Raw genomic sequence first — 19,158 nt, 5'->3', positions numbered from 1 at the left:
ACTCCTAGGCGAGGCGCACGCGCGGGTCGATGACGGCGTAGAGCGCGTCCACGATGATGTTGGCGATCACGATCGCGGTGCAGCTGAAGAGCATGACCCCCATCAGCATCGGCAGGTCCTTCTCGGTCACCGACTCCACCGCGAGCCGGCCCAGACCGTGCAGGGTGAAGGTGAACTCGGTGACCATCGCACCGCCGAAGAGCGAACCCAGGTCGATGCCGACGATGGTCACGATGGGCGCGACGGCGCCGCGCCAGGCGTAACGGAAGAAGACCGTCCGGCCGGACATGCCCTTGGCGCGGGCGGTGCGCACATAGTCCTCGTCCAGCGCCTCGATCATCTGCGAGCGCGTCATCCGGCTGTAGTTGGCGATGAAGATGATCGACAGCACCAGCCAGGGCAGCAGCATCCCGCTCATCCACTTCGCCGGGTTCTCGCTGATCGGGACGTACTCCGGGCGGTCCAGCACCCCCCAGGAATCGACCAGCAGCCACAGCGCGATGGTGCCGACGAAGTAGATCTGGAGCGAATTGCCGATCAGCGACAGCGAGCTGAGGAACTTGTCCGCGAAGGTCCCGCGCCGGGCGGCGGCGATCATGCCGATGGAGATGCCGATCACCAGGAAGACCACGGCGCCGCCGAGTGCGATGGACAGCGTGGTCGGGTAGCGGTCCAGGATCGTCTCCCACACCGGCTGGCCGTTGCGGAAGGAGTAGCCCAGACACGGCGCCGAGCAGTGCCCGATGTCGAAGTCCCGGCCGGCGAAGATGCCCACCAGGTAGTGCCAGTACTGCACCGGGACCGGATCGTCCAGCCCCAGGTTCTCCTTGATGATCGCCAGCGCGTCCGGGCCGCAGTTCTTCCCGCAGGCCAGCTGCGCCGGCTCGGAGGGCAGGGCGAAGAAGAGGAAGAACGTGATCGCGCTGATCAGCCAGATGATGACGATCGCGCCGAGTGAGCGGCGCAGCAGGAATCGCAGCATGGCGTCGCGGATCTTCCCGGGTCTACTTGACGTACACGTCGGTCGGGGAGGCGGTGCCGTACACCGAGTGGTACTTCACCCCGCCGATCCCCGAACCCCAGATGGACCACTGGCGGTTGTAGAAGATCGGGATCGCCGGGACGTCGTCGACCAGGATCCGCTCGGCCAGCGCGACCCATTCGCCGGCGGCCTTCCGGACGTCCGTGATCTTTCCGATCCGGTCGATCTCGGCATCCACCTTCTTGTCCCGCAGGTGCCAGTAGTTCTGGCTGCCGTCGCTGATCACGCGGCTGTCGAACAGCGGCGGGACGACGGTCGAGCCGACCGGCCAGTCGGCGCCCCAGGAGGCCCGGTAGATGTCGAAGGTGTTGTCCACCTTGGCGATCTCGGTGGTGTAGTTGTTGGAGTCGATCTCCTTCTTCTCCACCTGGAATCCGGCCCGCTCCAGCGCCTTGGTGACCACCACCGAGACGTTCTGGTACTCCGTGGTGTTGGGGTAGGCGTAGACGATCCGCTGCCCCTCCTTGCCGGCCTCGCGCAGCAGCTTCCGGGCCGCCGCCGGGTCACCGGCGGGGTTCTTCTTCTTGCCGTAGGGGTCGATGTCCTTCCAGCCGGCCGACGAGGGGGCCATCAGATTGCCCGCGATCTGACCGGCCCGCGCCCCGCCGAACTGGCCGAGGATCTGCCCGTTGGGCAGCGCGTACGCCAGTGCCTGGCGGACCTTCCTGTCCTTGATCCGGTCCATGTTGATGGCCATGTAGTCGACGTACGGCTGGATCTCGTTGAAGGTGCGCTCCTTGGCGGAGCTGTCCTTCAACACCGACGGCCCGGTCTCGACGGTGACCGCGTTGGTGAAGGACATGCCCTGCTTGTCACCGCCCCGCTCGGCCAGCAGCCGCCGGGAGGAGACCGGCTCCTGGACCCCGAAGCTGATGTCGAACTTCTCCGGGTACTGGTGGCGCACCGCGTCGGACCCCGGATCCCACTGGTCGTTGCGGACCAGGGTCAGCTGCTTGCCCGGCTTGTGGGTGCCCACCTTGTAGGGGCCGGAGGCGACCGGGTGGCTGTCGTACCTCTCCTTGGTGTCCTTGCCGCCGTCGGAGGGCACCGCGCCGATGTTCGGCATGGCGACGGCGTACGGGGTGTCCGCGTGCGGCGCCAGGAAGTGGAAGACGATCGTCTTGTCGTCGGGGGTGTCGAGCACGTCCGACGGCAGGTGGTCGCCGTCGTACGGGCCGTCCGGCAGGGCCTTGCGGAAGGACTGGCCCTCACCGGAGAGCCACTGCGGGATGTACTGCGGCCCGTCGGTGGCGAACTTGGCGTACAGCCGCTCCACGCTCTGCCGCACATCGGCCGAGGTGATCGGCGAGCCGTCCTCGAACTTCAGGTTGTCCTTGAGGGTGTAGGTCCAGGTCCGGCCGCCGTCGGAGGAGGTGCCGGTGTCGGTGGCCAGGTCGCCGACGACCTTCACGTGGCCGTCGGTGCCGATCTTGTAGGTGGTCAGCGACCGGTTGTAGAGCATCTGCACGGTCAGCTGGTCGGCGTAGTAGATCTGCGCGGGATCCAGGTGGGTGAAGGCGTCTCGCTGGAGGACGCTGACCGTCCCGCCCGGCTTGGCGCCGGGGACCGGGGCGGCGGGGCCGGTGGATTCGGCCTTGCTGCCCAGCGAGTAGTTCTCCGCCCGGTTCTTGTCGATGGTGGTGTCCGGGCCGTTGGAACCGTCGCCGCCGCCCCCGCCGCTGCTGCACGCGGTGAGCACGAGGGCCCCGGTCGCCAGGGCGGCGGCGATCAGCCGCGCTCTGTGCGGAAGAGATGACGTCATGATCGTTCCCACCCGTCTGGCTAGCGCTTGGTTTTCGGATCGAACGCGTCCCGGACCGAGTCCCCGAGCAGGTTGAAGGCGACCACGAAGATCACCATGGCGATGCCGGGGAAGAACATGTAGGTGATGTCGTTCTGGTAGTGGCGGGAGCCGGTGGCGAACATCCGGCCCCAGTCGGGGGTGGGCTCGACGATGCCCACCCCGAGGAAGGACAGCGCCGCCTCGGTCGTCACGAAGGCCGGCAGCATCAGCGTTGCCTGGACCAGGATCGGGGTCCACAGATTGGGCAGCAGTTCCTTGCGGATGATCCGCCAGGGCGAGGCGCCGGTGACCTTGGCGGCCTCGATGAACTCCCGTGTCCGCAGGCTGAGCACCTGCCCGCGCAGCAGCCGGGCCAGCCCCATCCAGCCCAGCATCCACATCACCAGGATGAGCGTGACCACGCGCAGCGCGGTCGGGGTCTCCTTCTCCGGGCTCACGAACAGCGCGTACACCACCGGGGTGAAGGCGATGAAGGACAGCTGGGCGGGGAAGGCCAGCAGCAGATCGATGAAGCGGCCCAGGAAGTAGTCCGTCCGCCCGCCCAGGTATCCGGCGGTGACTCCGACCACGACGCCGGTGACGACGCACAGCACCGTCACCGCGGTCGCGATCAGTAGCGAGGTGCGGATGCCGTACAGCAGCTGGGTGAACACGTCCCGGCCCAGCTGCGGTTCGATGCCGAACCAGAACTCGCCGTCCATCCCGCCGTTGGGCTTGACCGGGTAGGAGAACTCGTTGAGCAGCCCGGGCCGGTCGAGCCCGTAGGTGGTGTAGGGGTCCTTGCCGTACAGCCGGGAGATGACCGGGGCGAGCAGCGCCAGGGCGAAGAAGACCAGCACCACGTAGGCGGAGACGACACCGGTGCGGTCCCGCTTGAAGCGCCGCCACATCAGCCGCCCGGGCGACCGCCCCACCGTTTCGGCGGATGGACTCTTCATCAACGTCGTGCCCCCCGCAGTCCGTGCCCGCAGTGTCCGTACACGCCGTGCCGCCCAGGGCCCCGCGGCCCCGGTCGAGTTGTGCGGACTGTGGCAACTGAGCTGATGCCCCGTCAAGACCGTTCGCGCAGCCGATGTGTTCGCGTCGGGCTTCTTGGCGGAAGGTTGGGCGGATCGACACGGCGATGTGCTTGACCATCGGCGTGTGGCCGCGCGCGAGGGGCCGTCAACCGTGTTAACACGGAGGCAACTTGATCGTTTCGGTGCCGATATACGAACACGCGATCCTGGGGAGCGTACGGCCGTGCGGGTGCCGTAGACCGGCCGGGGCGCGCCATCGCACCCCGGCCGGACTGTTGTGCCGACGGGCGGTTCCCGCCAGCCGCGCGGGGAAGCCTCACCGCATGGGGCAGGGATGGGTTCTTCACCGTGGTGCACGCGCTTTCGGGGCGCTGGTTTGCGCCGTTCTCGCACTGATCTCGCTGTCGTGGATCATCCGCGACCTGAACGAGCCGGACGAGGGCGGCGATCTGTGGTGGATCTGGTGCTGGTGGACGTGGTCCGGGCCGCCGTACGGCGCGGGCCCCGGTCTCTTCGGCTCGTCCCTGATCGACCTCGGCCTGGTCGTGCTCTGCCTCTTCGCCGGGTCCGCCGCACTGCGCTCCCCGGCCGCCGCCGGCGCGCTGGGGGCGCTCGGCGCCGTGGCGGTGCTGATGCGCCTGCCCAGCCTGTGGAATCTCACCTCCGACTGGATGGAGGCGGGCACCCCCGACGACCTCCGCAACCGCGCCCTGCTGAGCGCCTGGGCGGGCGTGCTGCTCGGCGCCGCGCTGCTGGCGACCGTCGCCCTCGGGCGGCGCCCGGCCGAGCACGCCGACCATGAATGGGTCATCCCGCCCGCCGACCAGCCGCCCACCATCCCCGGCCCGGGCGCGGCCGTCACCGCCCTGCTCTTCCTCGGCGGCTGCGCCGTCGTGATCGGCGGCTGGCAGATCTACTGGGCGCAGGAACTCCCCGACGAGGCCTACGGCCACATGTTCTCCGGCGAGCGGAGCCTGGCCACCCTGCTGTCGGCGCCCGCCGCGTGGTCCGCGTGGGGCATTGCCGTGCTCGCCCTCGTCGCCGCGATCGCCGCGGGCTCCCGGGCCGCCTACGCACGGCCGCTGGGGATGACGGTGGCGGCGCTGGTGCTGCTGGACGGGATCGCGGCCGTCTCCGTGCTCATCAAGGTGGACGCCCTCGACCGCTTCGACGACCTGCCGACCGCCGGTGTGCTCTCCGTGCTCAGCTCGTTCTTCGAGGTCCTGGCCGGTCTCGTGGTCCTGGCCGCCCTGTCCCAGCGCGGCTTCCCGCTCACCTCGCGCTTCCACCCCGGCTGGAGCCCGTACCCGCCACCGCCCCCCGCCCCCTTCTGGGGCCCGAACACCGGCCCCTTCCCGCCCCCCGCGGCACCACCGCACCCCTCCGCGCCTCCGCCCCAGCCCCCCGCCTCCCCGCCTCCCGGCTGGTGAGCGGCGGATCGGCCGCCGGATCGCCGAAAGACGGGAGGCAGGGGGAGGACGAGGGAGAGGGGGTGGGGACGCGATGTCGGGGGGTCGTCTACGCGGTCTTGCCGCCCAACGCCCGCTTCAGGAAGTCCACCTGGAGCAGCAGCAGGTTCTCCGCCACCTGCTCCTGCGGCGTCATGTGGGTGACTCCCGACAGCGGCAGCACCTCATGCGGCCGGCCCGCCGCCAGCAGCGCCGAGGACAGCCGCAGGCTGTGCGCCACCACCACGTTGTCGTCCGCCAGACCGTGCACGATCATCATCGGCCGCGCCGGCTCCATCGCGCCCGACAACCCCTCGTCGGTGACGAGCGAGTTGGCCGCGTACACCGCCGGCTGCCGCTCGGGGTGCCCGAGGTACCGCTCCGTGTAGTGGGTGTCGTACAGCCGCCAGTCGGTGACCGGGGCGCCGACGATCGCCGCGTGGAAGACGTCGGGACGGCGCAGCACCGCGAGCCCGGCCAGATACCCGCCGTAGGACCAGCCGCGAATGGACACCCGGCCGAGGTCGAGCGGATGGCGTTCGGCCAGCGCGTGCAGCGCGGCGACCTGGTCGTCCAGCGTCACCTGGGCGAAGTCGTCCCGGATGGCCTTCTCCCAGCCCGGCGAGCGGCCCGGGGTGCCCCGGCCGTCGGCGACGATCACCGCGAAGCCCTGGTCGGCGAACCACTGCGAGGTCAGGTGCGCGTTGTGCGCGGCGACCACCCGCTGGCCGTGCGGCCCGCCGTACGGGTCCATCAGCACCGGAAGCGGCCCGTCCGCCTCGCGGTAGCCCTCCGGGAGCAGCACCGCGCAGGGGATGCGGCGCTCGCCCGCGCAGACCAGCTGGGCGCGTGCGGTGATCACCGGCTGCTCGGCGTACGACTTGATGGCTCCCTTCCAGTCCTCCACCGGCTCGCCGTCGTCGTCCCAGTCCGGCCGGAAGACATCGACGGTGACGCCGGGCCGCTCCAGGGAGATATGGGAGTGCGCGATCACCTCCGTACCGCGGGCCGCGGAGTGCACCGCGGGGAAGGGCCGCTCGCCGACCTGCGCCAACCGAAGCTGTTCGCCGGCGCCTTCGCGGTCGCCTTCGCCGCCGTCACGGAACCAGGCGCGGTAGACGGCGATCTCGCCGGGTCGCTCGGGCCCGTCCCCGTTCGCGCCGGGCGAGGCCGAGAAGAGCACGTCGTCCTCGCCGACATCGAGCACCGCGCGGACGTGCAGGGCGTCCGTGGTGAGCCTGCGGTCACCGACCACCAGCACCCGGCTGCCCGCCCGTCGCCCACCACCACCCTCAACGGACGCTTCGGGCTCCTCTTGATTCTCGTCCGCGATGCGGACCAGTTGTCCGTCCGGCGTCCACGCGGGCACTCCCGAGAAGAGGTCCAGCCACACCGGATCCTCCTCCCGGTGCACCGCGGTGGTCCGGCCGGTCTGAGTGTCCACCGTCAGGTACAGCTGGCTGCGCTGGTCCCGGGCCTGCACCAGCATCAGCGGCGGACCGTAAGCCGACCAGTGCACCCGGGCCAGATAGGGGTAGCGCTCGCGGTCCCACTCCACCTCGGTGCGGGACCCGTCCAGGCCCATCACAGCCAGCGTCACCCGCGCGTCGGGCGTACCCGCGGCCGGGTAGGCCACCTCGGCCGGGGGCTGCCCGGGGTTGGCCGGGTCGGCGATCCACCAGCGCCGCACCGGGGCGTCGTCCACCCGGGCGACCAGCAGCGACTCGCCGTCCGGAGACCACCAGTAGCCGCGGCTGCGATCCATCTCCTCGGCGGCGATGAATTCGGCCAGCCCGTAGGAGACGGTCTCGGACTCCGGTTCGGCCAGCGCGCGGTCGCCGCCGCCGTCGGCGTCCACCACCCGCAGCGCGCCCTGCGCGGTGTAGGCGATCCGGCGGCCGTCGGGGGAGGGGCGGGGATCCACCACCGGGCCCGGCACGGACAGCTCGCGGGCGGTGCCCGCCCGCAGTCCGGCGGTGAACAGGCGTCCCGACAGCGCGAAGGCGGCCACTTCCACCGCCTTGTCGACCGCGTACGCCACCACGCCGGCGGATCCCTCGCGGCTGCGCTCGCGGCGGGCCCGCTCCTCCGCGGAGAGTTCCTCGTCCGCGCCGCCGAGCAGCACGGCCGGATCCGCGGCCGGATACTCCCGGCCCTCGGCGAGGTCGAGCACCCACAGAAGATTGGCTCGATCTGTACCCGTCCGGGAGCGCAGGAAGACCACGCGGGTGTCATCGGGGGAGACGGTTACGGCCCGTGGAGCGCCCAGAGTGAAGCGCTGGGTCCGTGCGTGCTGGCGCGGGAAGGAGAGCTTTCCGGTCATCTGCCGTGTCATATGCCGAGACTACGGCCGCGCGGCCCCAACTCCGGCGACTGCCGGGCGGACTGCGGTGACCTGCGCCGACCGGTCCATCAGGTGTTCAACTGGCAAGTGCGAACAGGCATGCGCCCCTGTCATGCTCCTGTGCACCGAACCATGCGCACGGACACAAAGTTATGATCCACTGCGCGTAGTGGGTATGACTCACGGGGCATCGATATGTTGACCGTCAACTCGCTTACCGGAGGTGAGCCGCTGTGGCACTCACGATTTCGGCGGCAGTGCTGCTGCTGATCATCGTCGTCTTGCTGGTGCAGAAGTCCGGGCTGAAGAGCGGGCATGCGATCGTCTGTGTGCTGCTGGGGTTCTACCTCGCCAGTTCATCGGTCGCGCCGACGATCGACGACCTGACCACCAACGTGGCTGACATGATCGGTGACGTCAAGATCTGACGCACGGGTCGACGAACCTTTTCCCGTGCCCGTCGCCTGACCCGCCGGGCGTACGCCGCCGCCACCCGGCGGGCTCGTAGGCTGTTCCCATGCCCACCACGCTTCCCACTCGTCGCCTGCTTCTGGTGCACGCCCATCCGGACGACGAGTCGATCAACAACGGCGCCACGATGGCCAGATACGCGGCCGAAGGCGCCCATGTCACGCTGGTGACCTGCACGCTCGGCGAGGAGGGCGAGGTCATCCCGGCCGACTTGGCGCACCTCGCCGCCGATCGGGAGGGCGGCCTGGGCCCGTACCGCAGCGGGGAGCTGGCGGCGGCGATGAAGGAGCTGGGCGTCAGCGATCACCGCTTCCTGGGCGGCGCGGGCCGCTTCCGCGACTCCGGGATGATGGGCGCGCCGCAGAACCACCGCGCCGACGCCTTCTGGGAAGCCGACGTGGACGAGGCGGCCGCCTTGCTGGTCGAGGTGATCCGGGAGGTCCGCCCGCAGGTGCTGGTCACCTACGACCCGCACGGCGGCTACGGTCACCCCGACCACATCCAGGCGCACCGGGTCGCGATGCGCGCCGCGGAGCTCGCCGCCGAGCGGGCCTTCCGCCGCGATCTGGGCGAACCGCATGAAGTCGCCCGGATCTACTGGAACTGCGTGCCCCGCCCGGTCGTGGAGGAGCGCTTCGCCGAGCTGCGCGCGGCCGAGAGTGCCGGTCAGCCGGTCTTCCCCGGCATCGCGGCCCCCGAGGACGTGCCCGGCCTGGTCACCGAGGCCGAGGTGACCGCGGTGATCGACGGCACCGCGCACGGCGCGGCGAAGGCGGCGGCGATGCGCGCGCACGCCACCCAGATCGAGGTCGCCGAACCGTACTTCGCGTTGTCCAACGGGCTGGGCCAGCCGCTGCTGACCACCGAGTACTACCGGCTGGCGGGCGACGAGGCCCCCGCCGGGCGAGTGCACGACCTCTTCGCCGGAGTGACCGGCGAGACGGGCGATGCGGGCGATAGCGGCGATACGGGCAAGACGGGCGGCGCGGACGAGACCGGGGTGACGGCATGACGCCGGCGGGGAAGGGTCCGGAGCGGGCCCGGGCGCGCTCGGCCGGCCCCGCGCTCAAGGGAGCGGCGGGCCCCGCGCCCAAGACGTCGGCAGGCTCGGCGGGCGGGGCTGGGTCGGGGGCCCGGCGCACCGGCTCCCAGGCCGTGCCTCCCGCCCCGGCCCAGGGCGGCGGTGCCCTGGCGGCGCGGATCGCCGGTTACGTCCTGCTCGGCGTGCTCGGGGTGGTCGTCGGGATCGCGGGAGCCCTGGTGCAAGGCGGCTGGTTCCCGGGCGGGTTGGCGCTCGCGCTGCTCGGCCAGATGGCGCTGTGCTACGGCGGCGTGCACGCCACCGGCACCCGGCTCGGCGGGGTCGTGCCCGCCGCCACCTGGGCGATCGTGGTGCTGTTCCTCACCGCCACCCGGCCGGAAGGGGACTTCGTCTTCAGCGTCGGAATCGGCTCGTATGTCTTTCTCCTGGGCGGCATGGTGGCCGGTGTGATGTGCGCCACGATGCCGAAGTTGCCGCAACCGGGCAGCACGGGAGTCCGACTTGGTAAGTGACGTGACGTTTTCGGCGTAACGTCCGCTGGGCGCTGGGCGCCGCGTCGTGATCTCGTCGGCTCCGACGAAACGGCGGTCGCCGCGTGAGCGTCGCCGGTGCCCAGTATGGTGGTGCGCGCCGCCGAGCCTCCCCTCGCCTACGGCATGGGGAACCCCATCGCGCGCATGATGACGGGCGGCGGAGCTAACTGGGAGAACCTGCATTGAGCCGTGAATCTGACAGTTCGTCCTCGGGGGCCCGGGGTAGCGGCGGCGCCGCCTACCCGTCGGGGACTCCGCCGTACGGATCCCGCCAGTACCCGTCGGGGAACCCGACGCAGCAGGGACCGCTGGACGGCACCGGCGAGGCGGACGCACGCGCCGCCGAGCCCGAGGAGCCGAGGACCGAAACCACGCTGACCACCCGCATCCGGATCAACATCCCCGGCTCGCGGCCCATTCCGCCGGTCGTCATGCGGACGCCGGTTGGGGATGACGGCGCGGTCGGTTCCGGAGCCGAGGAGGAGCGTACGGGCGGCACGGCTCGCCCCGATGCGACCCTGGACCTGGGCGTGACCGGCGGTGAGGCCGCAGCGGACCCGGCGCCCTCCGGTTCGGCGGAGAAGAAGCAGCCGGAGAAGGCCAGCGACTGGTTCGCGCCGCGCAAGCAGGGCCGCGCCACCCCCGCCGCCGCGTCCGGAGGCGCCGGTTCCGGGGCGGCGCCGCGCCCCTCGGGCCCATCCGCGCCGGCCGGCCCGCCGACGCCGCCCGCCGGCGTTCCGGCGGTGGAGACCACCCAGCAGTTCCCCGCGCCCCCGCCGCCGGGCTCGGGGCACCTCTCCGACCTGCCGTACTTCACCGACGCCGACCCCACGCCGACCGGGCCCACCGCGATCACCCCGGACCTGAGCGCCGACGGCCCGATGTCCATGACCGGTCAGCACGCGCTCAACCGCTACCCCGCCGGGCCGACCACCAGCGGCAGCGGCGAGATGCCGGTGCCGCCGCCCCCCGGCCCCGCCGACCCGCTGGGCGCCCCGGGCCCGCTCGGCACGCCGGACCCGCTCGGCGCGGGCGGCCCGCTGGGCTTCGGCGACCCGCTGGGCTTCGGCGACCCGCTGGGCGCCGGTGACCCGCTGGGCATGCAGCAGGCCGGGCCCGGCGCCCCGCTGGGCACCCCGCCGCCGGGCCTCGGCACTCCGCCGCCCGTCCCCGGCGCGCACCCGGCCACCCCGCCGCACGGCGCGCCGCGCTCCGGCGGCCTGGGCGCCACGACCGGCTCCACCACCGGCACGCCGGATGGCGGGCGTCTGGTCGGCGCGGACCTCTTCCGCGACCCCGAGCCCACGCCCCGGGGCGGCGCGCCCGCCGAGCACGTCTCGGGCGACACGCTGGTCAGCGGCATCCCGGTGGTGCCGCCGGCCGAGAAGAACAAGAAGAAGGGCCCGGCCTCGCCGTTCCCGACGTTCGAGGGCGACCCCTCGGCGCTGGACGCCATCGCCGGCCGCACCCCGTCCGGACCGCCCGCTCCGCCCGCCGCCGCGCCCGCTCCCAAGCCGGCCGGCAAGGCGGGCAAGGCGAAGAAGAAGGGGCGCAGCAAGCTCGTCATGCTCGGCGCCGGCCTGGTGGCCGCGGTGGGCATCGCGTACGCGGCCGGCCTGGTGATGAACCACGCCGACGTGCCCAACGGCGTCACCGTGCTCGGCGTCGACATCGGCGGCAGCTCCAAGGAGGACGCCGTCAACAAGCTCGACGAGGCCCTCGGCAAGCGCGCCCAGGCGCCGCTGAAGGTCACCGTCGACGGCGAGCAGCACGAGCTCAAGCCGACCGTCGCCGGGCTGTCCCTGGACACCGAGGGCACCGTGCGGGACGTCGCCGGGCGTGACTACAACCCGGTCAACGTCATCGGCTCGCTCTTCGGCGGCACCCGCACCGCGGGCGACCCGGTGGTGGTCGACGAGGAGAAGCTCTCCGACGCGCTGGAGCGCCTCGCCGGCGAGTCCGGCACCTCCCGGGAGGGCACGATCAAGTTCGCGCCGGGCAAGGTCCAGGCGGTGTACGGCAAGCCGGGCAAGGCGCTGGACGTCGAAAAGGCGGTTGCCGCGGTCGCCGAGGCATACCGCCTGCGCGTCGAGACGGGCCAGGAGAAGGCGGTCTCGCTGCCGGTCGTCACCATGCAGCCGAAGATCGACAAGGCTGAGGTCGACCGGATGATGAAGGAGTTCGCCGAGCCCGCGATGTCCGGGATCGTCACCATCAAGGCGGGCGGGAAGTCCATCGACTTCGGCCCGGCGGTCTCGCTGCCGCAGATCCTCTCCGTGAAGCCGGTCGAGGAGCAGGGCCGCACCAAGCTCAAGGAGAGCTACGACCTGGACGCGGTGAAGCGGCTGTACGGCAACATCTTCGACGGCATCATGGTCCAGCGCGCCGGCGGCAAGACGCCGATCCAGCCGACGGATGTGGTGAGCGCCCTGCAGACGGTGATCCTGGAGAAGGACCCCGCCAAGCGGACCGCCGAGATCCCGCTCAACCCCAGCTGACCGCCCGGTCGCAGGAGAGCGGCCCGAGCCCCCGCCCCGTCCCGGTGCGGGGGCTCGGTCGTCCCCGCGGCTGTCCGCGGCGCGGGGGTTCAGCTCAGCCGTTCAGGTTCAGCCGTTCAGTTCAGCAGGGCGCGGGCAGCCCGGGCCTGCTGGCGGATCACTTCCGCGGTGTCCGGCTCCATCGCCGCGACGACCTCGGCGTACTCCTCCATCTCGCGGGCGCCGGTGGCGAAGTCCCCGCGGCGCACCAGCAGCTGGGCCCGCTCGAAACGCAGCCGCGCCGGATGGCTGGGCAGCAGCAGCGACAGCTCGATGGCCCACAGCTGGACCCCGGAGCACTCCGGCCGCGCGGCGGCCCAGGTCCGGATGTTGTTGAGGATGCGCAGCACGATCTCCTGCGAGGTGGCGGGGGAGAGCATCGACGCGTCCAGCGGGGCGCCGGTCGCGCCCGCGACCAGCAGTGCCGCGTCCTCTCCGGAGAGCGGACGCCCGCCGTCGAACGGGTCGGCCAGCACGTGTTCCCCGTACGGATCGCCGAAGCCGACCACGAAGTGGCCCGGCAGCGCCACCCCGTACACCGGGGCGCCCGCCCGTCTGGCCACCTCCAGCCACACCACGGAGAGCAGGATGGGCAGCCCGCGGCGGCGCCGCAGCACCTGGTGGAGGAGCGAGGACTCCAGCCGCCGGTAGTCGGCCGGGGCGCCGTGGAAGCCGCAGCGCTCGCCCAGCACCTCGGCGACGGCCGTGGCCCACGCGGCGGGGCCGCCGGGGGCGTACGGCAGCAGCCCGGCCAGCCGGTCCAGCTCGATCTGTGCCTCGTCCAGCCCCGCCTCGTCCAGCGAGGGGTCGGCCTCCGCCGCCACCAGCAGGCAGAGCAGCGCCAGGTCGGGACGCTCCTCGCGGGCCGCGTCGGCGAACCGGCGGCGCCGGCCCGCGGTGCCGTCCGCGCCGGGCGTATCGTCCGCGCCCGGGGTGTCGTTCATAGCTGCCTGCCTGGCATCGGTCGGTCGGCCGTTCAGCGCGGAGCGGGAGGGTCCGTGCGGGGCGCGCGCCAGTGCGTGTAGAGGTGGTGGCGGCTGAAGCCCATGGAGTCGTAGAGGGCGCGCGCACCGTCATTGTCCGCCTCCACCTGGAGGTACGCAGCCGAGGCACCCTCGTCCAGCGCCTGGCGGGCCAGCGCCGCCATCACCGCGCTGCCCAGCCCCTCGCGGCGGCGGGCCGGGTCGACCTCCACCGCCGTGAAACCGGCCCAGCGGCCGTCGACCACGCACCGCCCTATCGCCGTCGGCGGCTCGCCCGCCGGCCCCGGTACGGTCGCGAACCACACCGAGGGCCCGCCGCACAGCACCTTCAGCACTTCCGGGCCGGGCTGGGTGAACCGCTGGTAGCGGGCCAGCCACCCCTCGTCGATGGACCGGGACACCTCCACCCGCGAGACGTCGGCGGTCAGATCGGCGATCCGTGCCAGGGCGGCGATCCAGATCTCGACGGTGACCTCACGGACCCAGCCGCGCGCGTCCAGTTCGGCGGCCAGCGCCTCCTGGGTGCCCTCCGCGCCCGTGCTGACCTGGAGGTACGCGGGCAGCCCGCGCTCGGCGTACCAGGCGGTCACCCGGTCCAGCGCGGCATCCAGCCCCATCCCCGGATCGCCCACCGGCACCGCCGAGTTGGCCCGCCTGGTGAATCCTGCGGCGGCCCGAAGCTGCCACTGGCCGAGCTGCTCGGTCTCCACCGGCGGCCAGGCGCGGGCGGCGACCAGATCCAGCTCGCGCGCGTTGGCCGCCGGGCCGCGGCGGCGTGCCGGGGTGGCCGGCACCACCTTGGCCGCTACCAGGATGGATTCCGGAACCTGGACCGTTTCACCATTCCGTCGTGTGATGTGCAGCACACCGGCGGTCCAGGATGTGAGCACGCCGACCACGTCGGTGAATTTCTCCGGACCCTCACCAGTGCCGGTCAGCCGCCGTACCGAGACGCGTTTTCCCACGTCAGCGGTGGTGATGGTGACCAAAGGCCGACCGCTGGAGGTGAAATCCACAGCGGGGTCCTCCCCCCATGTTCGACTGGTGCCCAAGAACGGAGATACTAGATGTGGGCATCGACGCCGCGCTCCCGCGCGCCACGCGGCGGACGAAGACTGGTCCGCCGGCCCTACCGAGGAGGAACGACAGCGTGACCTACGTCATCGCGCAGCCTTGTGTCGACCTGAAGGACAAGGCCTGCATCGAGGAGTGCCCCGTCGACTGCATCTACGAGGGCCAGCGGTCCTTGTACATCCACCCGGACGAATGCGTCGACTGCGGCGCCTGCGAGCCGGTGTGCCCGGTCGAGGCGATCTTCTACGAGGATGACACTCCCGAGGAGTGGAAGGACTACTACAAGGCGAACGTCGAGTTCTTCGACGAGCTCGGCTCGCCCGGCGGCGCCTCCAAGCTCGGCCTGATCGAGAGGGACCACCCCTTCATCGCCGCGCTCGAGCCGCAGAACCAGGACCACGCCTAAGAAGGCAGCGAGTCCCAGTCGCCGCCTCGGTCCCGTACGGCCCCTCACCCCCCGCCGGCCTCCGGCAGGCGGGGTGAGACGGCGGCTGTGCGGGGCCGAGGCGTATGCGTCCGGCCCGCTGCCTGAGAAGTCGGCCCGCCCAGCAGAAGGAAGAAGCACGTGCCCGCAGTCTCCGCACGCCTCCCGGTTTTTCCCTGGGACCGCCTAGAGCCGTACAAGGCGACCGCCGCGGCGCATCCGGACGGCATCGTCGACCTGTCGGTGGGCACGCCCGTCGACCCGGTCCCCGCGCTGATCCGCGAGGCGCTGGCCGGAGCCTCGGACAGCCCGGGCTACCCGACGGTGTGGGGCACCACCGCGCTGCGGGACGCGCTCACCGGCTGGGTGGAGCGGCGGCTGGGCGCCAAGGGCGTGACCCACGCCAACGTCCTGCCGGTGGTCGGCTCCAAGGAGCTGGTGGCGTCGCTCCCCGCCCAGCTGGGCCTGGGCCCCGGCGACCGGGTCGCCTTCCCCCGGCTCGCCTACCCGACGTACGAGGTGGGCGCCCGGCTGGCCGGTGCCGAGCCGGTCGTCTACGACCCGGAGATCTTCGCGGACGGCGCCCCGGGCGTCGCCGAGCTGGACCCGGCCGGGCTCAAGCTGCTGTGGCTGAACTCCCCGTCCAACCCGACCGGGCGTGTGATGAGCGCGGAGGAGCTGCGCGCCGCGGTCGGCTGGGCGCGCGAGCACGGCGTGCTGCTGGTCAGTGACGAGTGCTACCTGGAGCTGGGCTGGACGGCCGACCCGGTCTCGGTGCTGCACCCGGAGATCTGCGACGGCGACTTCGCGGGCCTGCTCGCCGTCCATTCGCTCTCCAAGCGCTCCAACCTGGCCGGCTACCGCGCGGCCTTCATGGCCGGTGACGCGGAGGTGCTGGCCGAGCTGCGGGGGATCCGCAAGCACAGCGGGCTGATGGTGCCGGCCCCGGTGCAGGCGGCCACCGTCGTGGCCCTCGGCGACGACCGGCACGTGGCCGAGCAGCGGGAGCGCTACGCGCGGCGCCGCGCGGCGCTGCGTGACGCCCTGGAGACGCACGGCTTCCGGATCGAGCACAGCGAGGCGTCGCTGTACCTGTGGTCGACGCGCGACGAGCCCTGCTGGGACACCGTGGGCGCGCTCGCCGAGCTGGGCATCCTGGTGGCGCCCGGCGAGTTCTACGGCCCGGCGGGCGACCGGCACGTCCGGGTGGCGTTCACCGCCACCGACGAGCGGGTGGCGGCGGCGGTCCGGCGGCTGGCGGGCTGACCGGAGCGCCGGCCGGCGACTTCTCTCCACGGCGAACCATCGGACACCCCCTGGGAGCGCCGCCGCCGCAGAGCACACGGAGGGGCCCGGGAGCATCAGCTTCCCGGGCCCCTCCGCTCGGAGTGCGGAAACGCGAGGTGCGAGCGTCGCTCAGCGACCGATCTGCGGCAGCGTGGTGACCGGCAGCTTGCCGGGCGCGACCACCGGGCCGACGGGCAGCTTCTTGCCGGCCACGCCCTTGGTGACCTTCTTGGTGACCTTGCCGGCGGCCTTGCCGACCGCGGGGACGACCTTCTTGACGGTCTTGCTGCCCACCTGGCCCACCGCCTTGCCGGCCTTCTGCGCGGTGCGGTCGGCGGCGGTTCCCATGTCGGCGGTGTCAGGCGCGGAGACCGCATTCATCTGGGGAACGTTCGGCAGCTGCGCGGCGCTCGCGGAGCCGGCCGCGCCGACCGCCGGTGCTGCGCCCGCTGCCAGCAGCAGCGCGACTCCGGCGACCCGACGCGTGAGGGGGAGGGACATGATGCTCCTTTGACGGAGGGACGTTGGCATGTGATGTCCGGCGGGCGGACGCAGTGAATATCGCGTGAGACGCGGGAAGGTTTCGCTGCACACAGGTAAAGAATGAGTAATGCATCGCATAATCCGCTTCGGGTCAAAACAGGCAATCCGCAGAGGCGACCGGGCGTAGCAGAAACGTATCCGCAAGGCGCTGAACGCATGGTGGGCGCGGACTCGTACACGCCAGGAGAGAAGGGCGAAACGTCAAACGCGGCACGCCTGGGATAGCCCCGTGGAGGGAATGCCCGCACTACTGCGCGACGGTGATGTGCACTTCCTGGGCCGGAATTCGATCGGCCCTGTGCCAACCCTTCCCCGAATCTCTCGCCGACCAGGTGCGGTCGAGATAAGAGACACGTTCGATACGCAACTCGGCCGAGTGAGCCACCGCCCAGTGCGCCAACTCCCAGCCCCGCCGCGGCACGTCGCCCGCGAGGTCCGCCCGTACCGGCAGCACGAGCAGTGAACTGTCGCGCCGCACGCCGTCCGCGGCGGCTGCCGCGCCCTCGCCGTTCGCGTCGTCGGTGCCCGCGCTCCCGGCGTCCGGCGTACCGTCGCCCCCGGCGTCCGCCGTACCGTCCCTGGAAGACAGCACCCGCGGCCCGAATTCGCGTACCAGCTCCGCCCTTACCCGCTCCGGATCGCCGTCGGTTCCGTCGTCCGGCGGACCGGGACAGGTGAACGCGCCCGGCGAACCGCCCATCAGCACATCGGTGAGTACCGCGGCCCGGGCCTCGTGCTTCGCGTACGCCTGCGGATATCCGCTGAACTGCACCCGCTGCGCGGCCACCGTCAGCGGCAGCCGCGAATAGCCCGGCACCCGCACCAGATGGTCATAGAAAGCGCCGGCCGAATACACCGGATCGAGGATCTGCTGCCTGGTGCCCCAGCCCTGGGACGGGCGCTGCTGGAACAGGCCCAGCGAATCCCGGTCGCCACGGCGGATGTTGCGCAGCCCGGACTCCTGCATCGCGGTGGCCAGCGCGATGGTCACCGCTCGCCGGGGCAGGCCGCGCGATGAGCCGACCGCCTCGATGGTCGCGGCGTTCACCGCCTGCTCCGGGTCGAGCGCGACGGTCTCGGCCTCGGTCCGCGCCACACAGCGCGGCGGTCCGGAGCCTCCGGTCAGCACATGCGCCACCCCGTAGCCGGCCAGTGCCAGCAGCACCGCGCACGCGGTGCCCGCACGCCGGAGCCGGGCGCGACGGGAGAAGGAGGCAGGCGGCACCCGCCACACGTTACTGGAGGGCTCCCGCGCCCCAGGAGCAGGGGCGCGGAGCGCTTTCCTTGGAAGGGTGGTGGTGGGAGACGGGTGAGGAGGGAGAGGGGCGCGGAGCGCTTTCCTTGGAAGGGTGGTGGTGGGTGACGGGTGAGGAGGGAGAGGGGCGCGGAGCGCTTTCCTTGGAAGGGTGGTGGTGGGAGACGGGTGAGGAGGGAGAGGGGCGCGGAGCGCTTTCCTTGGAAGGGTGGTGGTGGGAGACGGGTGGGCGGATAGGCTCGCGGACATGGAGCACCTCGCACTCGACCTGTCCCCGGACGCCGCCGAGCTGACCGCCCGGCTCGTCGACTTCCCCTCGGTCAGCGGCGACGAGAAGGCCCTCGCGGATGCCGTGGAGCAGGCTCTGCGCGCGCTGCCGCACCTGACCGTGGACCGCGACGGCGACGCCGTGGTCGCCCGCACCGACCTCGGGCGCGCGGAGCGCGTCGTGCTGGCCGGGCACATCGACACCGTGCCCATCGCCGACAACGTGCCCTCCCGCCTCGACAGCGACGGGATTCTGTGGGGCTGCGGCACCTCGGACATGAAGTCCGGCGTCGCCGTCCAGCTGCGTATCGCCGCCACCCTCCCCGAGCCCAACCGCGACCTGACCTTCGTCTTCTACGACCACGAGGAGGTCGCCGCCGAGCTCAACGGGCTGAAGCGGCTGGCCGAGCGCCACCCCGACTGGCTGGCGGCGGACTTCGCCGTCCTGCTGGAGCCCACCGACGGCAAGGTCGAGGGCGGTTGCCAGGGCACCCTGCGGGTGCGGGTGGAGACCACCGGCCGGCGCGCGCACTCGGCCCGCTCCTGGCTCGGCGAGAACGCCATCCACAAGGCCGCGCCGATCCTCGACCGGCTCGCCGCCTACACCCCGCGCCAGGTGGACATCGACGGACTGGTCTACCGCGAGGGCCTCAACGCGGTCCGCATCGACGGCGGGCACGCCACCAACGTCATCCCCGACAGCTGCGCCGTCACCGTGAACTACCGCTTCGCCCCGGACCTTTCCGAGGAGCAGGCGCTGGCCCATGTGCGTGAGGTCTTCGACGGCTTCGAGGTGCGTCTCACCGACAGCGCTCCGGGCGCCCTGCCCGGACTGTCCCGCCCCGCCGCGGTCGCCTTCGTCGAGGCCGTCGGCGCCGAAGTCGCCCCCAAGGTCGCCTGGACCGACGTGGCCCGCTTCTCCGCCCTCGGGGTGCCCGCGGTCAACTACGGCCCGGGCGACCCGAAGCTGGCGCACACCCGCGAGGAGCATGTCGCCGCGGAGGCGGTGCGGATCGCCGAGGAGCGGCTGCGCGCCTGGCTGACGAGCTGACCGGCACCCTGGCCGTGACCGGGTCCGGCGCCCG

16 protein-coding genes are annotated in these 19,158 nt (G+C 72.0%); 8 read left to right on the top strand and 8 right to left on the bottom strand.

What is annotated here, in order from left to right:
• Window positions 1–4: 4 nt before the first annotated feature.
• Genes AC4BDD_RS09530 through AC4BDD_RS09520 form a run of 3 tightly spaced genes read right to left on the bottom strand, consistent with a single transcriptional unit; the run spans window position 5 to window position 3,784 of the window.
• Entirely contained in the window at window positions 5–982 is a 978-nt protein-coding gene (locus AC4BDD_RS09530; RefSeq protein WP_490690549.1) for an ABC transporter permease, read from the bottom strand.
• Window positions 983–1,004: 22 nt separating this feature from the next.
• Entirely contained in the window at window positions 1,005–2,804 is a 1,800-nt protein-coding gene (locus AC4BDD_RS09525; protein ID WP_490690548.1) for an ABC transporter substrate-binding protein, read from the bottom strand.
• Window positions 2,805–2,824: 20 nt separating this feature from the next.
• Complete coding sequence (locus AC4BDD_RS09520) at window positions 2,825–3,784, bottom strand: ABC transporter permease (protein WP_490690547.1); 960 nt, start codon at window positions 3,782–3,784, stop codon at window positions 2,825–2,827.
• Between the two features lie 404 nt (window positions 3,785–4,188).
• Here AC4BDD_RS09520 and AC4BDD_RS09515 point away from each other — a divergent pair, with 404 nt between their 5' ends.
• Window positions 4,189–5,295 carry a hypothetical protein gene (locus tag AC4BDD_RS09515; protein WP_490690546.1) on the top strand — a complete coding sequence of 369 codons (1,107 nt, stop codon included), beginning with the start codon at window positions 4,189–4,191 and terminating at the stop codon, window positions 5,293–5,295.
• Window positions 5,296–5,383: 88 nt separating this feature from the next.
• On the opposite strand, the gene AC4BDD_RS09510 is transcribed toward AC4BDD_RS09515, so the two are convergent.
• Window positions 5,384–7,636 (bottom strand): S9 family peptidase, encoded by a 2,253-nt coding sequence (locus AC4BDD_RS09510; RefSeq protein ID WP_490691721.1) that lies wholly within the window; start codon window positions 7,634–7,636, stop codon window positions 5,384–5,386.
• Between the two features lie 254 nt (window positions 7,637–7,890).
• Between AC4BDD_RS09510 and AC4BDD_RS09505 the strand changes: the two genes are divergently transcribed.
• The 4 genes from AC4BDD_RS09505 to AC4BDD_RS09490 all read left to right on the top strand — a co-directional run bounded on the left by AC4BDD_RS09505 (window position 7,891) and on the right by AC4BDD_RS09490 (window position 12,201).
• Window positions 7,891–8,085, top strand: coding sequence for a hypothetical protein (locus tag AC4BDD_RS09505; protein ID WP_490690545.1), 195 nt, complete (start codon window positions 7,891–7,893; stop codon window positions 8,083–8,085).
• Window positions 8,086–8,174: 89 nt separating this feature from the next.
• Complete coding sequence (gene mshB / locus AC4BDD_RS09500; protein ID WP_490690544.1) at window positions 8,175–9,140, top strand: N-acetyl-1-D-myo-inositol-2-amino-2-deoxy-alpha-D-glucopyranoside deacetylase; 966 nt, start codon at window positions 8,175–8,177, stop codon at window positions 9,138–9,140.
• 143 nt (window positions 9,141–9,283) lie between these two features.
• A complete protein-coding gene (locus AC4BDD_RS09495) occupies window positions 9,284–9,682 on the top strand; it encodes a DUF6113 family protein (protein ID WP_490691720.1) in 399 nt (132 codons plus the stop codon).
• Between the two features lie 203 nt (window positions 9,683–9,885).
• Window positions 9,886–12,201 carry a hypothetical protein gene (locus AC4BDD_RS09490; protein ID WP_490690543.1) on the top strand — a complete coding sequence of 772 codons (2,316 nt, stop codon included), beginning with the start codon at window positions 9,886–9,888 and terminating at the stop codon, window positions 12,199–12,201.
• Window positions 12,202–12,317: 116 nt separating this feature from the next.
• Here the strand turns inward: AC4BDD_RS09490 and AC4BDD_RS09485 are convergent, their stop codons facing one another.
• Window positions 12,318–13,184 carry a transglutaminase-like and tetratricopeptide repeat-containing protein gene (locus AC4BDD_RS09485; RefSeq protein ID WP_490690542.1) on the bottom strand — a complete coding sequence of 289 codons (867 nt, stop codon included), beginning with the start codon at window positions 13,182–13,184 and terminating at the stop codon, window positions 12,318–12,320.
• 32 nt (window positions 13,185–13,216) lie between these two features.
• Window positions 13,217–14,239 (bottom strand): GNAT family N-acetyltransferase, encoded by a 1,023-nt coding sequence (locus tag AC4BDD_RS09480; protein WP_490690541.1) that lies wholly within the window; start codon window positions 14,237–14,239, stop codon window positions 13,217–13,219.
• Between the two features lie 134 nt (window positions 14,240–14,373).
• Between AC4BDD_RS09480 and fdxA the strand changes: the two genes are divergently transcribed.
• Together fdxA and dapC are read left to right on the top strand one after the other, a co-directional pair.
• Complete coding sequence (gene fdxA / locus AC4BDD_RS09475) at window positions 14,374–14,703, top strand: ferredoxin (protein WP_490690540.1); 330 nt, start codon at window positions 14,374–14,376, stop codon at window positions 14,701–14,703.
• A gap of 159 nt (window positions 14,704–14,862) precedes the next feature.
• A complete protein-coding gene (dapC, locus tag AC4BDD_RS09470) occupies window positions 14,863–15,987 on the top strand; it encodes a succinyldiaminopimelate transaminase (RefSeq protein ID WP_490690539.1) in 1,125 nt (374 codons plus the stop codon).
• Between the two features lie 150 nt (window positions 15,988–16,137).
• On the opposite strand, the gene AC4BDD_RS09465 is transcribed toward dapC, so the two are convergent.
• Both AC4BDD_RS09465 and AC4BDD_RS09460 read right to left on the bottom strand, forming a co-directional pair.
• Window positions 16,138–16,509 (bottom strand): ATP-binding protein, encoded by a 372-nt coding sequence (locus AC4BDD_RS09465; RefSeq protein ID WP_490690538.1) that lies wholly within the window; start codon window positions 16,507–16,509, stop codon window positions 16,138–16,140.
• 289 nt (window positions 16,510–16,798) lie between these two features.
• On the bottom strand, window positions 16,799–17,776 hold the full coding sequence (locus AC4BDD_RS09460) for a hypothetical protein (RefSeq protein ID WP_490690537.1): 978 nt from the start codon (window positions 17,774–17,776) through the stop codon (window positions 16,799–16,801).
• A gap of 277 nt (window positions 17,777–18,053) precedes the next feature.
• On the opposite strand from AC4BDD_RS09460, the gene dapE reads away from it, so the two are divergent.
• On the top strand, window positions 18,054–19,124 hold the full coding sequence (gene dapE / locus AC4BDD_RS09455; protein WP_490690536.1) for a succinyl-diaminopimelate desuccinylase: 1,071 nt from the start codon (window positions 18,054–18,056) through the stop codon (window positions 19,122–19,124).
• Window positions 19,125–19,158: the final 34 nt, after the last annotated feature.

This window comes from Streptomyces sp. JLBT605 (assembly GCF_058215555.1).
This window is presented reverse-complemented; position numbering and strand designations above follow the sequence as displayed.

What these genes read in the sequence shown, in the direction of transcription:
- AC4BDD_RS09530 (WP_490690549.1), bottom strand. Translation starts at nt 982, where the DNA reads ATGCTGCGATTCCTGCTGCGCCGCTCACTCGGCGCGATCGTCATCATC.
- AC4BDD_RS09525 (WP_490690548.1), bottom strand. Translation starts at nt 2,804, where the DNA reads ATGACGTCATCTCTTCCGCACAGAGCGCGGCTGATCGCCGCCGCCCTG.
- AC4BDD_RS09520 (WP_490690547.1), bottom strand. Translation starts at nt 3,784, where the DNA reads ATGAAGAGTCCATCCGCCGAAACGGTGGGGCGGTCGCCCGGGCGGCTG.
- AC4BDD_RS09515 (WP_490690546.1), top strand. Translation starts at nt 4,189, where the DNA reads ATGGGGCAGGGATGGGTTCTTCACCGTGGTGCACGCGCTTTCGGGGCG.
- AC4BDD_RS09510 (WP_490691721.1), bottom strand. Translation starts at nt 7,636, where the DNA reads ATGACCGGAAAGCTCTCCTTCCCGCGCCAGCACGCACGGACCCAGCGC.
- mshB (WP_490690544.1), top strand. Translation starts at nt 8,175, where the DNA reads ATGCCCACCACGCTTCCCACTCGTCGCCTGCTTCTGGTGCACGCCCAT.
- AC4BDD_RS09485 (WP_490690542.1), bottom strand. Translation starts at nt 13,184, where the DNA reads ATGAACGACACCCCGGGCGCGGACGATACGCCCGGCGCGGACGGCACC.
- AC4BDD_RS09465 (WP_490690538.1), bottom strand. Translation starts at nt 16,509, where the DNA reads ATGTCCCTCCCCCTCACGCGTCGGGTCGCCGGAGTCGCGCTGCTGCTG.
- dapE (WP_490690536.1), top strand. Translation starts at nt 18,054, where the DNA reads ATGGAGCACCTCGCACTCGACCTGTCCCCGGACGCCGCCGAGCTGACC.